The following is a 13,694-nucleotide window of genomic DNA, read 5'->3' as shown; positions in this document are numbered from 1 at the left end:
CTTTTCGATCTGTGCCAGCAGCTCATCGAAGCGGGTGCTGGAGGAACTGTTGAGAAACCCCTGCCCCAACGAAAAAGAGCCCATGGCCCGGCCTTCGCCAAGAGTCTGGGTGATGGCTGGCGTGATCGCGGTGACCAGTTCGCTGAGTTGGCGAATATCGCTCTGGGTGTCGCGGCTCAGGCCGGCTTGGCTGGCGACGATCTGGCTGAAAATCTGCGCACTACCCAGCAGTTTGCCGATCAGCGCGCTTTTGCTTTGCAGAGAGTTCTCCGCTTGCTGGGCCTTGAACGCGGCGATCATTTCATCGCGCTTGGCATCGAAGACCTTGATTTGCTCCGGGTCCTCGGTCATGGCCGTCAGCCCTTGCAGGCGCGCCAGAATGTTTTGCTCGAGGCTGGTGATTTGCGATTCGACATTGCCGGCCTTGCCCGACTGACCGAGCGTGACGTTGATCTGCACCAGGTTGTTGAGGGTTTCCAGATCCCGACGCAGGGTCAGGCTGCTGCCCAGCAGGTCGAGGCTTTGCAACTCCACCCGGGTGCCCTGGAATTCGCGATAGGAATCGCGCACCAGATAGAAGTTGGTCACCAGCATCGGTACCAGGAACAGCACGCTGATCAGGCTGAACTTCATGCCGAAGCTCAGGCGGTTCATCAGCGAGACGGCGGGATAGAGCAAGCTCTTCACTGGAAGTCTCCCTTGGTTTTTTCTTGTTTTTATTGGCAGGCGCAGGGCGACAGCAGATAGCCACTATCGGGCGCTATCTCTGTATAGCTCAAATCGAAGGGAGGTTTTGTAACTTAAGGTTAACGGCAGAGGATCGCCTGAACGCGGGCTGCGTTCGGGCGACATTTTGATCTTCAGGCAGGCATCAGTGGATCAGGACGGTCCAAAGGGCAAACCCGGCGTACCACAACACCGCTGCACGCAGCAGCAGCTCCCACAGGCAATCGAGGGTGTTGATGCCTTCCGGGCCGACGACGGCGGGCGGAATTTCTCCGGCGGCCAGGCCGACCCTGTTGATCAATTGCGCGGCGCTGATGTTCCAGTTCAACAGTTCATGCAGCATGATCCGGCTGACCGCGACGAAGTTGCCGACCAGAGCCAGACTCGCCGCCAGCAGGCGCACCGGCACCCAGTCGAACGCGTGCCGTAGCTGCCCTGCCCGCTCGGCCAGTGCCGGGTTCTGTGCGTTTTCTTCAGCGAGCGCCAGCAGGCGATAGCTGAGCGCGGCAACCGGGCCAAGCAGGAAGTACCAGAAAATCACCGCGAAAAAGCTCTGGTAGGCCTGCCACAACAGATGCCGCTGCACTTGTTCCAGCAATTGCTCACCGCTTTCGGCGCAGATATCCAGATCGCGCTTGGCCACGTGAGCGGCGGCTTGCAAGTCTTCCCGACGCCAGGCATCACGGAACGGGCCGAGACCGCCGAGCAGATCGCCGCGCCCCAGGCTGTAAATCACCACCAGCAAATGCACCGGCAGGGCCAGCAGGCCATAGGCAACCGGCTCCAGCACCAGCAGCAACAACCCCAGCAATGCCACTGGCAGCAGCACCAGAATGACCAGCACCAGCCACGGCCGTTTTGCCAGGTTGCCGCTTTCAAGCTTGTGCAGTTCGCGGATCCATCCGCCATCGCGTTGAACCCGATGGCGCAGGGCCGAGAACTTCTCGATCCATACCGCCAGCAGTAACACCAGAAAACTCATTGTCCTTCCTCTTGTGCCAGGGCGGCGCGGTAGCGTGCCCAGTCGAATGCGGGTCCAGGGTCGGTCTTGCGTCCGGGTGCGATGTCGCTATGTCCGCAGATACGTTCGACAGTGATCGCTGGAAACGCTTTTTGCAAATGCCGGGTCAGCACGACCAACGCCTGATACTGCGCCTCGGTGAACGGCAGATCATCGGTGCCTTCGAGTTCGATGCCCACGGAAAAATCGTTACAGGTTTCCCGTCCTTCGAACACCGACACGCCGGCATGCCAGGCACGCTCAAGGCAGGAGACAAACTGGGTGACCTTGCCGTCACGTTCGATCAGGAAATGCGCAGAGACGCGCAGGTCGGCGATCCCTGCAAAATAGGGATGCTCCGTGACATCCAGACGATTCTGGAAAAATTCCTGCACCTTGCCGGTGGCGAACTGCGCCGGCGGCAGGCTGATGTTGTGGATGACCAACAGGGAGACTTCGCCCGCCGGGCGTTCATTGAAGTTGGGCGAGGGGCAGACCTGCACCCCGTGACACCACCCGCTTGCGGGATCCAACTGCATACCGATTCCTTCAACGCCGACTGTGTTGCGCCCAGTATGCCGTGATCGGCCCCCGGCGTGCGATCACTTGCCGCGATTGAGCCGTCGCAGATTACCGAGCACCGACTCCAGCGCGCGGTCGAACAGCAAGGTGTCATCCAGCGCCCGCACCGTCCCGCGACGGAACTCCATGGCCAGTGCGATGCGGCTACGCTCCTGCACTTTCGTTCCGGTGCGGTCGACAAACACATACTTGCCGGTCGCCTCGATGATCGCCGCCAGTTTGCAGCGCAAGGTGTGTTCCTCATCCTCTTCGAACGCCACCCAGCTACCCAGGCGCAACTGGTCGACCTGACGCAGACTGGCGTCATCGGCCGGCAAACGCTCCGGGCCCAACATCGGATGACCTTCTTCGGCGGTCTGCAAAACGATGGCCTGAGACACCTGGATCATCGGCGGCGACTCGGCCTGATCCGGCTCGGTGCAAGGCCGGAGCAAACGAACGTGCAACGCTTCCAGCGCGCTGAAGAACTCGCTGGTGGCAAACGGATCGAACGCCGAGCTACTCAACCCGTCACGCAGCGACTTGAGCAGTCCCGGCACCAGTGACAGCAAACGCAGGCCCGACTCGGCATCCTCGTGACGCTGCACGCTCCAGATCAACTGCTCCATGGTCTGCACGTCGGCCTGCCATTCGGCGGACTGATCGCCGTGCTTGAGGCACGTCAGCAGCAAGACTTTGCTCCAGGCCGCCTGGACGAAGGTCACCACCGTCGGTGGCAGGACTTTGCCCAGCATCGCCTGGTTCAACGCCTGTTCGACACGCAGGCGGGCCAGTTCGGTTTTCGCCCGGCCCTCTTCGGCATCGCGCAGGCGCTGCTCAAGCAGTTCACTGCGGCGGCGCTCGTCGCTGGTGAAGGTGAGGAAGTCCGCCAGCAACTCGGAGAAAATCGCCGGGTCATCGACGAAATCCGTCAGCAAGCGCTGCACTACTTGCTCGATGCGCAGATAGAGGCTGTCGCGCGCATCGCCGTCGCATTCGCCCCAGCCCATGGCCGCTTCGGCGATCTCATTGAGCAGGCGTCGTGCCGGATGGCTGCTGCGACTGAAAAAACTCTTGTCGATCACCGCGACTTTCAACATCGGGATCTGCAAGCGGGCGATCAGCGCCTTGAGCGAATCCGGCAGGTTGCGGTCATCGAGAATGCAGTCGAACACCATCGCGACCAGGTTGATCACGTCCTCGTCCGCACCGCCGACGATCCGCGATTTGCCGCTTTTCACGCTGACCCGGGTCAGCAGTTGTTCAAGCTGATTGCGCAAATCGAAATCTTCCTGCCCCGCCAACGCCGGCACGTACTGCTGCAAGTGCGAGAGCAGACGCAGCAGGTCACGGGTGGAAATCGGCTGGGGTGCCGCACTCGGTTCAAGGGTCGGCGCGACGCTGCCGCGCACGTGCAACAGCAACTCCTGGAGTGCAGCGAAAACTTCCTGCACGCCCGCGTCCGCCGGCGATTGATCGTGTTCGTCGAACTCGCTGTGCGCGCTGGCCGAGGCGTGATCCCTGGCCCGGCGGGCCGGTGCAGGCTTGAGCTCGGGCAACACCCCGGTGGCGACCAACAGTTGGTTGGCCTCCGCGAAAAGTTGGTCGGTGTCGGCCAGCACATAGCGCTCGAACAGTTTGAGCAGGATCAGCTTGACCTTGATCTCCACGCCCAGGTTGCGCCCGGCCTGGAGGAAATACTCACACAGCATTGCCGGGCCCAGCGGGTTGTGTTGATCGTCCAGGGATTTGCCGAGCAGCGCATTGAATCGCGCGGTCAATTGATCGAGGGCGAAACCATCACGATTCAGTACGCGCCCCACCATCGTTTCGATCGCGACGCTGCGCTCCATGTCGTCGGTGCGCGCCGTAGTGTCCTCGTACTGCAAAGCGTGAGGCACGACGTTCGGCACGGGATCATATTGAGTGAGGCCGACAAAGGCCTCGAAGAATTGTTCGAGAAAGCCGCGCTCGATGTTCTTGCGCTTGAGGCGCAGATCGCGCATGGCTTCGAAAAAGATGTTCTGTTCGACGTCGTTGCGGGCCCGGTCGGCCATTTCGAACAGGGTATCGTCGGCGTTATCGAACAGTTCCTGCAGGCCGTTGCGCAGGCGCTGTGCAGCCTTGTCGCGAACCTGAAGCAGAATCACAGGCAGGCGGGCGAGCGGCGAGTGAGTCGCCTGATCGGTAGCGGCCTTGTGCAAAGGCACTACGTTCCCGTCGTTGTGCATCCAAGCCTCCTGAAACGGTGATTTGCAGATGTCAAAGTCATGGCGTCAAATGCAAGGCGGATTATCTTGCAAAAGTTGTCTTCGGCGCCAGAGGTGTCAGGGTTTCCCCTAGACGCCGACGCCTTCAAGTGACCACCCGGGAATCGGGTTTGCTCAAAGAAATTCGACCGGATGCAAGTCGACGGGGAGGTTCTTGCCTTGGGTTGGTCGGTGCCATGCCCCTATAATCGGGCCACTTAGTTTGTGGAGCCCGTTATGCCGAATCTACGTCTCGCCGATTTGACCGCCGAAATCGAAGCCAACGTGCGCCGTGCGTTGCTCGAAGACATCGGCAGCGGCGACATCACCGCGCAACTGATCCCGGCCGAACGCCTGGCCAAAGCCACCATCATTACCCGCGACGCGGCTGTCATCTGCGGCACAGCGTGGGTCGATACGGTGTTCCGTCAGCTCGACCCTCGGGTGGCAGTGCACTGGCAGGTGCGCGATGGCGAACGGGTTTCGCCGAACCAGCCGTTGTTTCACCTGGAAGGCCCGGCCCGTTCGCTGCTGACCGGTGAACGCAGTGCCCTGAACTTCCTGCAGTTGCTGTCCGGCGTAGCCACCCGCGCGCAATACCTCGCGGACTTCGTCGCCGAAACCGACGTGAAACTGCTCGACACCCGCAAGACCCTGCCGGGCCTGCGCCTGGCGCAGAAATACGCGGTCACCTGCGGTGGTTGCCATAACCATCGCATCGGCCTGTACGACGCGTTCCTGATCAAGGAAAACCATATCGCCGCCAGCGGCGGAATCCCGCAGGCCATTGCCGCCGCGCACAAGATCGCGCCGGGCAAACCGGTGGAAATCGAAGTGGAAAGCCTGGATGAACTGAAGGAAGCGCTGGCGGCCGGCGCCGACATCATCATGCTCGACGAACTGAGCCTCGACGACATGCGCGAAGCCGTGCGCCTGAACGGCGGCAAGGCGAAGCTGGAAGCCAGCGGCGGCATCAACGAAAGCACGCTGTTGCCGATTGCACAGACCGGGGTGGATTACATCTCGATCGGTGCGATGACCAAGGATGTGAAGGCCGTGGACCTGTCAATGCGCCTCAGTCTCTGAGGAGCAGCGAGCTACAAGCGGCAAGTTACGAGCTAAAAGCTGTTCTGCTTTAACTTGTAGCTTGCGGCTCGACGCTCGCAGCTGTCGTTATACGACGAGATTGTTCATCTCGCAGTACTCTTCCCAATCGACACCCAGCACTTCGGCCGCCTCCTTGTGCAGTTCCAGGCGCTTGGCCTCGAACTCTTCAGGGGTGCTGGTGTACTTGAGCGTCAGTTCCCATGGCTGCAAACCCTGGGCTTCGGCTTCGTCTTCGAACGCCCACTGGATCTGGTCCTTCTGCTCATCGGGACTCAGGTCCTTGATCTCGTCCATCAACTCCGGCGCATCAAGTTTGTACTTCTCCAGCGCTTGTTCGTGGCGTTGCTCTTGGGTCAATTCAGTCATGGCGTTCTCGCTGATCGTAAGAATGGAAGATGGATCTGGATCATCAAGGATCTCTCTGACACGGATTGTCCGGCCTTCGGAACCATTCGGGATCATCTGAAAACTGCTGGGCGATGCTCATGCAGACAGCGAATATAGGACGTTTGGTGAGCGAATTACACGGGTCTTTACATCTCTCCCACAAAAAGTTGACCTGCGGAACATAAACCGGATTACCAAGTCATAGCGATGTGCCATATCGGCACTCACCTTCGCTGTTCACAAGGAAACCCAGTGATGCGCCGTTTTTCGAAGATTTCTTCTGTTGTGTCCGCCACCGCTTTGACCGCCCTGCTGGGCACACTGGCCCTGCCGGCCAGCGCAATGGCCGTTGAACTGAGTAGCAGCAGCCCTTCCTATGGCGACCAGATCTCCGCCATTCACAACGATTTCGGCAAAGACGTGGTGATCAAGAGCGGTATCGGTGTCGAAGACCTGAAAAAGATGCGCGACACCGTTAACGACCAGTCGCGTCAGATCGAAGAACTCAAGCGAAGCAGCGGTTCGAGCTCAAGCTCCAGCGGCAGAGAGATTGATGATCTGAAGAGCAAGGTCAAGGAACAGGACCGTCAGATCGATACGCTGAGCCGTCAGGTCGACGACCTCAAGCGCAACAGCGGCTCAAGTTCCAGTTCCAGTTCCAACAACAGCGAAATCTCCAGCCTGAAGCAGAAGCTCAACGATCAGGATCGCGCGATGGATCAGCTCAAACGCACCGTCGAGGAGTTGAGCCGCAAGGTGAAGTAAGGGGAAGTGGTGCCCGAGACAGGAATCGAACCTGCGACCTTCGCGTTACGAGTGCGCTGCTCTACCGGCTGAGCTACACGGGCGGTGGGCTAAACCTAGCACCGGTATTGAAGGTCGGCAACTTCGTAGAATGACTCGATATTTCGCAGACAAAAAAATGCCCCGCCGTTTTCACGGCGGGGCATTTTCATTGCGCTAAAGCGACGGGGTAATTAAACGCCCGAAGCCTTGGCCGCTGCCACGTCTTTGATGGACAGCTTGATACGGCCGCGGTTGTCCACGTCCAGTACCAGCACTTCCACTTCCTGGCCTTCTTTCAGGATGTCGGTCACTTTCTCTACGCGAGCGTCGCTCAGCATCGAGATGTGAACCAGACCGTCCTTGCCCGGCAGGATGTTGACGAACGCGCCGAAGTCGACGATGCGCTCAACCTTGCCGACGTAGATCTTGCCGATCTCGGCTTCTGCGGTGATACCCAGAACGCGCTGACGTGCTGCTTCAGCTGCTTCCTTGGTTTCGCCGAAGATCTTGATCGAGCCGTCGTCTTCGATGTCGATCGAAGCCTTGGTTTCTTCGCAGATCGCACGGATGGTCGCGCCGCCTTTACCGATAACGTCACGGATCTTGTCGGTGTCGATCTTCATCGCGATCATGGTCGGAGCGTTGGCCGACAGCTCGGTACGCGACTGACCGATGATCTGGTTCATCTGGCCGAGGATGTTCAGGCGCGCTTCCAGGGCCTGGCCCAGAGCGATTTCCATGATCTCTTCGGTGATGCCCTTGATCTTGATGTCCATCTGCAGCGCGGTAACACCTTTGGCGGTACCGGCTACTTTGAAGTCCATGTCGCCCAGGTGGTCTTCGTCACCCAGGATGTCGGTCAGGACGGCGAATTTCTCGCCTTCTTTAACCAGACCCATGGCGATACCGGCAACCGGAGCCTTCATCGGAACACCAGCGTCCATCAGGGCCAGGGAAGCGCCGCAAACGGAAGCCATCGAGCTCGAACCGTTGGATTCGGTGATTTCCGAAACCACACGGATGGTGTACGGGAACACGTCAGCGGCTGGCAGCATGGCCGAAACCGAACGACGGGCCAGACGGCCGTGACCGATTTCGCGACGACCGGCGCCACCCATGCGACCACACTCGCCCACCGAGAACGGAGGGAAGTTGTAGTGCAGCATGAACGGGTCTTTTTTCTCGCCTTCCAGAGTGTCCAGCAGCTGTGCGTCACGGGCGGTGCCCAGCGTCGCGACAACCAGAGCCTGGGTTTCGCCACGGGTGAACAGTGCCGAACCGTGGGTCTTCGGCAGAACGCCGACTTCGATGTTCAGCGGACGTACGGTGCGGGTGTCGCGACCGTCGATACGCGGCTTGCCGTTAACGATGTTTTCGCGAACGGTGCGGTATTCGATTTCGCCGAAAGCAGCTTTGACGTCGGAAGCCGAAGGCTGGCCTTCTTCGCCGGACAGCTTGGCAACCACCTGGTCACGCAGCTCGCCCAGACGCGCATAACGGTCGGCCTTGATGGTGATGGTGTAAGCCTGGGAGATCGCTTCGCCGAACTCGGAACGGATGGCGGCCAGCAGCTCGGTAGCTTCCGGAGCCGGTGCCCAGGTCCAGGTTGGCTTGGCCGCTTCGGCAGCCAGTTCTTTGACTGCGTTGATCACGACCTGGAACTCGTCGTGAGCAAACAGTACCGCGCCCAGCATCTGGTCTTCGGTCAGCTCTTTGGCTTCCGATTCAACCATCAGCACGGCGTCCGAAGTACCGGCAACGACCATGTCCAGGCTCGAGGCAGCTTGCTGCTCGTAGGTCGGGTTCAGCAGGTAGCCGGTGCTTTCGTGGAAAGCAACGCGGGCGGCGCCGATCGGGCCGTCGAACGGGATGCCCGAGATAGCCAGGGCTGCCGAGGTACCGATCATCGCAGCGATGTCCGGATCGGTCTTCTTGCTGGTGGAAACAACGGTGCAGACAACCTGCACTTCGTTCATGAAGCCTTCAGGGAACAGCGGACGGATCGGACGGTCGATCAGTCGGGAAGTCAGGGTTTCTTTCTCGGAAGGACGGCCTTCACGCTTGAAGAAACCGCCAGGGATCTTGCCGGCAGCGTAAGTCTTTTCCTGGTAGTGAACGGACAGAGGGAAGAAGCCCTTGCCCGGATCGGCTTGCTTGGCACCGACTACGGTCACCAATACGCTGACGTCGTCGTCAACGGTGACCAATACTGCGCCGGAGGCCTGACGGGCGATACGGCCAGTCTCGAGGGTAACGGTCGACTGACCGAACTGGAATTTTTTGATTACCGGGTTCACGGTGTCCTACCTTCTTTGTGGCTCTTGGGGGAACTGGTTTCTTGCGAAATTCTTGGGCAACGTCGGGAATCGGCCCGCTGATTGTCCGGGTAAAACGGTAGTTCAGATAAAACTTGAGGCTGGGAGCCTGCCATGCGCCAGCGGGAAACCCGTTGACGCACGACAGACAACCAACCTCTAGCGCAATCGCTGATTAGCGACGCAGACCCAGGCGAGCGATCAGAGCGCTGTAACGGCTCAGGTCCTTGCCTTTCAGGTAGTCCAGCAGCTTACGACGCTGGTTTACCATGCGGATCAGACCACGACGGGAGTGGTGGTCTTTACCGTTGGCCTTGAAGTGACCTTGCAGTTTGTTGATGTTGGCGGTCAGCAGTGCAACTTGCACTTCTGGCGAACCAGTGTCACCAACAGCTTGCTGGTAGTCAGCTACGATTTGGGCTTTTTCTTGAACGTCGAGAGCCATGAGGCAATCCTTTTATCAGGAAACCGTTACAAAAACGGTTTCAACAGGCCAGGGACAAATCCCTGTATCTATAAATGAGTAGTGACCGTGCCTGTTAACAGCCACACTCGTTCGGTCATTCTGACCGAATCAGTCGACGCGGCGCGATGCGCCCGTCTTCGCTCACTTCACCGATACCGATGAAGCGACCGTTATGATCCTGTACCCGCACCATGCCGAACTTCGGAGCATCCGGGGCACGTACCGGCTGGCCGTTGAGCCAGTAGAACGCGCTCGCTTCCGAGAACTGCAGCAGTGGCCAATCCTGCAGGCCGCTGTCCGATGGCATCAGGAAGCGGTCGACCGCTTCGTTGCCGCCTTCGGCATGTACCGCTTCCAGCTCTTCGAGGGTCACGGTCTGCGCCAGGGTGAAAGGCCCGGCCTGGGTACGGCGCAATTCAGCGACGTACGCACCACAACCGAGTTGCTCACCGATATCCTCCACCAAGGTACGAATATAGGTGCCCTTGCTGCAATCCACCGCAAGACGCGCAGTATCGCCTTCGAAGGCCAGCAATTCCAAGCGCGCAATAGTAACAGAACGCGGTTCGCGCTCCACTACTTCGCCTGCACGGGCCAGCTTGTACAGCGGCTGGCCATCACGCTTGAGAGCCGAGTACATCGGCGGTATCTGACTGATTTGACCGCGAAATTTCGGCAGGACCGCTTCAATGTCGGCCTGACCAACGGTCACCGGACGCTCCTGCAAAACCTCGCCCTCGGCGTCTGCCGTGGTGGTGGTCTTGCCCAGTTGCGCCAGGGTTTCGTAACCCTTGTCGGAATCGAGCAGGTACTGCGAGAACTTGGTCGCCTCGCCAAAGCACAGCGGCAGTACGCCGGTGGCCAGCGGGTCGAGACTGCCGGTGTGACCGGCCTTCTCGGCGTTGAGCAGCCAGCGAACCTTCTGCAACGCGGCGTTGGAGGTGAACCCCAACGGCTTGTCGAGCAGGATGATGCCGCTGACGTTACGACGGATACGTTTGACCTGAGCCACCGAGTTACTCCTTGGTGTCTTCGGGTGCAGCAGTTTCGTGCTGACTGTCTTCGGCCACTGCGCGCTCGATCAGAGCCGACAGGTGCGCGCCACGGGCGACACTTTCGTCGTAGTGGAAGTGCAATTGAGGCACGCTGCGCAGCTTCATTTCACGGGCCAACTGCATGCGCAGGAAACCGGCGGCAGCATTGAGCACCTTGATGCTTTGCGCGATGTCTTCGGCGTTGTCCTGCCCCATCACGGTGATGAAGATCTTCGCGTGACCCACGTCACGGCTGACATCAACAGCGGTAATGGTGACCAGGCCGACACGCGGATCTTTGACTTCACGACGGATCAGCTGGGCCAGCTCGCGCTGCATCTGATCGCCGATACGTTGGGTACGGCTGTATTCTTTTGCCATGATTTGTTACCTGTTACTGCCCCGCGGTGAAACCCGCAAGGTCTGAAAGCGGCAAACGCCCGGCCTGACAAAAAGCCAGACCGGGCGTTGCGTTTAGAGTCCTGACGCCGTGCCGCGCATTTTCATGCGACGGCCCGACGTGGCCCTTGAAGTGCGCGAGTCAGAGGCTGCGAGCAACCTGAACCTTCTCGAAGACTTCGATCTTGTCACCGACCTTGACGTCGTTGTAGCTCTTAACGCCGATACCGCATTCCATGCCGGCACGTACTTCAGAAGCGTCATCCTTGAAGCGGCGCAGGGATTCCAGCTCGCCTTCGAAGATCACGATGTCTTCACGCAGTACACGGATCGGACGGTTACGGTGAACAGTACCCTCGATCACCATGCAGCCGGCGATGGCGCCGAACTTAGGCGAACGGAACACGTCACGAACTTCGGCCACACCGAGGATGTTCTCGCGAACATCGCTGCCAAGCATACCGGTCAGGGCTTTCTTGACGTCTTCGATGATGTCGTAGATCACGTTGTAGTAACGCATGTCCAGACCTTCCTGCTCGACGATCTTCCGTGCGCCGGCATCGGCACGCACGTTGAAGCCGAACAGTACAGCGTTGGAAGCCAGTGCCAGGTTGGCGTCGGATTCGGTGATACCACCGACACCGCCACCGACCACGCGCACTTGCACTTCGTCGTTGCCCAGGCCGTTCAGAGCGCCCTGCAGTGCTTCCAGCGAACCACGGACATCGGATTTGAGGACGATGTTGAGCGTCTTCTTCTCTTCCTGACCCATGCTTTCGAAGATGTTTTCCAGCTTGCCGGCGTGAGCGCGAGCCAGTTTGACTTCGCGGAACTTGCCTTGACGGAACAGAGCCACTTCACGGGCTTTCTTCTCGTCGGCAACCACGCTCATCTCGTCGCCAGCATCAGGCGTACCGTCCAGGCCGAGGATCTCGACCGGAATGGCCGGACCTGCTTCCTTGATCGGCTTGCCGTTCTCGTCGAGCATGGCGCGCACGCGGCCGTAGTTCGAGCCGACCAGCACCATGTCGCCTTGACGCAGCGTACCGTCCTGAACCAGAACAGTCGCTACCGGGCCACGGCCCTTGTCCAGACGCGATTCAACCACGACACCACGGCCAGGAGCCGATGGGGTTGCAGTCAGCTCGAGAACTTCGGCTTGCAGCAATACCGCTTCAAGCAGTTCGTCGACGCCGGTACCCATTTTCGCCGAGACCGGAACGAATGGAGTGTCACCACCCCAGTCTTCGGAGGTCACGCCGTGGGCCGACAGTTCGCTACGGATGCGATCGAGATCAGCACCCGGCTTGTCGATCTTGTTCACTGCAACTACCAGCGGAACGCCAGCCGCCTGAGCATGCTGAACAGCTTCGATGGTTTGTGGCATCACGCCGTCGTCCGCCGCAACCACCAGGATCACGATGTCGGTCGCCTTGGCACCACGGGCACGCATTGCGGTAAACGCGGCGTGACCCGGGGTGTCGAGGAAGGTGACCATGCCGCGTTCGGTTTCAACGTGGTAGGCACCGATGTGCTGGGTGATACCACCGGCTTCGCCAGCGGCTACCTTGGCACGACGGATGTAGTCGAGCAGCGAGGTCTTACCGTGGTCAACGTGACCCATCACGGTCACAACCGGCGCACGAGGAACAGCCTCACCTTCAAACTTCAGGGACTCGGCCAGGGAATCTTCCAGGGCGGTGTCGCTGACCAGGGTCACTTTGTGGCCCAGCTCTTCGGCTACCAGCTGAGCAGTTTCCTGATCAAGCACCTGGTTGATGGTGGCTGGAGTACCCAGTTTGAACATGAACTTGATGATTTCAGCAGCCTTCACCGACATCTGCTGAGCGAGATCGCCAACAGTGATGGTTTCGCCGATCTTCACTTCACGCACGACAGGGCCGGTCGGGCTCTGGAAACCGTGGGCGTTGCGTTTCTTCAGCTTGGCCTTGCCGCGACCGCCGCGACGGAAGCCATCGCTTTCTTCGTCGGTAGTGCGTGGCGCCACACGTGGAGCCGGCGCCTTTTCCTTGACCGAAGCGCGATGCGGAGCGTTCTTGCGCTCGCCATCACCGCTGCCGCGACGGTTGTTGTCGTCGGCGCGCGGCTTGTCCGGACGGCGCTGTTCGTCACGCTTGCGAGTGTCGGCAGCTGGCGCAGCAGCCACAACCGGTGCAGCTTCGCGCACGGGTTCAGCGGCTGGCGCAGGCGCAGCAACAGGCTCGGCAGAAGCGGTCGGTGCAGCAGCAGGCTGGCGACGCGCTTCTTCTTCGGCGCGAACGCGGGCTTCTTCTTCAGCCTTTTGACGGGCAGCATTTTCTACTGCGCGACGCTCATCCAGTTCACGCTTGCGCTCGGCTTCGATTTCTTCCGGGCTACGCTGTACGAAAACTTTCTTCTTGCGGACTTCAACGCTGATGCTTTTGCTGCCAGCCACACGCAGGGTGCTGGTGGTTTTACGCTGCAGCGTGATCTTGCGTGGTTCTTCCACTTTCGCCTTGTGGCTGCTCTTCAAGTGAGTCAGCAGGGATTGCTTCTCACTGTCAGTCACATGTTCTTCGGCGGCGGTGTGCGGCAGACCTGCCTCACGCATCTGCTGCAACAGGCGCTCTACCGGTGTTTTGACCTCATCGGCCAGTTGTTTCACCGTGACTTGCGTCATGC

11 protein-coding genes and 1 tRNA gene are annotated in these 13,694 nt (G+C 59.7%); 2 read left to right on the top strand and 10 right to left on the bottom strand.

The genetic code is table 11. The annotated features are described in order from the left end of the window. Window positions 1–871 precede the first annotated feature (871 nt). From ampE to DLD99_RS04310, 3 genes are all read right to left on the bottom strand, one after another. On the bottom strand, window positions 872–1,708 hold the full coding sequence (ampE, locus tag DLD99_RS04320) for a regulatory signaling modulator protein AmpE (RefSeq protein WP_085711839.1): 837 nt from the start codon (window positions 1,706–1,708) through the stop codon (window positions 872–874). After that, window positions 1,705–2,265, bottom strand: a complete 561-nt coding sequence (ampD, locus tag DLD99_RS04315) for a 1,6-anhydro-N-acetylmuramyl-L-alanine amidase AmpD (RefSeq protein ID WP_114881383.1) — start codon at window positions 2,263–2,265, stop codon at window positions 1,705–1,707. The genes ampE and ampD overlap by 4 nt, the downstream gene beginning before the upstream one ends. Window positions 2,266–2,328: 63 nt before the next feature. After that, window positions 2,329–4,518, bottom strand: coding sequence for a DUF1631 domain-containing protein (locus tag DLD99_RS04310; protein ID WP_114881382.1), 2,190 nt, complete (start codon window positions 4,516–4,518; stop codon window positions 2,329–2,331). Window positions 4,519–4,773: 255 nt separating this feature from the next. Here DLD99_RS04310 and nadC point away from each other — a divergent pair, with 255 nt between their 5' ends. Further along, a complete protein-coding gene (nadC, locus tag DLD99_RS04305; protein WP_085711842.1) occupies window positions 4,774–5,622 on the top strand; it encodes a carboxylating nicotinate-nucleotide diphosphorylase in 849 nt (282 codons plus the stop codon). An 87-nt stretch (window positions 5,623–5,709) separates the two neighbouring features. On the opposite strand, the gene DLD99_RS04300 is transcribed toward nadC, so the two are convergent. Next, window positions 5,710–6,009: a DUF6388 family protein gene (locus DLD99_RS04300; RefSeq protein WP_085711843.1), complete on the bottom strand. Its 300-nt coding sequence runs from the start codon at window positions 6,007–6,009 to the stop codon at window positions 5,710–5,712. Between the two features lie 276 nt (window positions 6,010–6,285). Between DLD99_RS04300 and DLD99_RS04295 the strand changes: the two genes are divergently transcribed. After that, entirely contained in the window at window positions 6,286–6,795 is a 510-nt protein-coding gene (locus DLD99_RS04295; RefSeq protein ID WP_114881381.1) for a hypothetical protein, read from the top strand. Between the two features lie 7 nt (window positions 6,796–6,802). Here DLD99_RS04295 and DLD99_RS04290 read toward each other — a convergent pair. The 6 genes from DLD99_RS04290 to infB all read right to left on the bottom strand — a co-directional run bounded on the left by DLD99_RS04290 (window position 6,803) and on the right by infB (window position 13,692). Next, a tRNA-Thr gene (locus tag DLD99_RS04290) sits at window positions 6,803–6,878 on the bottom strand. Between the two features lie 129 nt (window positions 6,879–7,007). Continuing rightward, window positions 7,008–9,113 (bottom strand): polyribonucleotide nucleotidyltransferase, encoded by a 2,106-nt coding sequence (pnp, locus tag DLD99_RS04285; protein WP_007953735.1) that lies wholly within the window; start codon window positions 9,111–9,113, stop codon window positions 7,008–7,010. Between the two features lie 193 nt (window positions 9,114–9,306). After that, a complete protein-coding gene (rpsO, locus tag DLD99_RS04280; protein WP_085698397.1) occupies window positions 9,307–9,576 on the bottom strand; it encodes a 30S ribosomal protein S15 in 270 nt (89 codons plus the stop codon). A gap of 115 nt (window positions 9,577–9,691) precedes the next feature. Next, window positions 9,692–10,609: a tRNA pseudouridine(55) synthase TruB gene (truB, locus tag DLD99_RS04275; RefSeq protein WP_007953739.1), complete on the bottom strand. Its 918-nt coding sequence runs from the start codon at window positions 10,607–10,609 to the stop codon at window positions 9,692–9,694. Between the two features lie 4 nt (window positions 10,610–10,613). Then, window positions 10,614–11,012, bottom strand: a complete 399-nt coding sequence (gene rbfA, locus DLD99_RS04270; protein WP_085698395.1) for a 30S ribosome-binding factor RbfA — start codon at window positions 11,010–11,012, stop codon at window positions 10,614–10,616. Between the two features lie 160 nt (window positions 11,013–11,172). Further along, entirely contained in the window at window positions 11,173–13,692 is a 2,520-nt protein-coding gene (gene infB / locus DLD99_RS04265) for a translation initiation factor IF-2 (RefSeq protein WP_085711845.1), read from the bottom strand. Window positions 13,693–13,694: the final 2 nt, after the last annotated feature.

It is taken from the genome of Pseudomonas kribbensis, assembly GCF_003352185.1.
Taxonomy (GTDB): domain Bacteria; phylum Pseudomonadota; class Gammaproteobacteria; order Pseudomonadales; family Pseudomonadaceae; genus Aquipseudomonas; species Aquipseudomonas kribbensis.
This window is presented reverse-complemented; position numbering and strand designations above follow the sequence as displayed.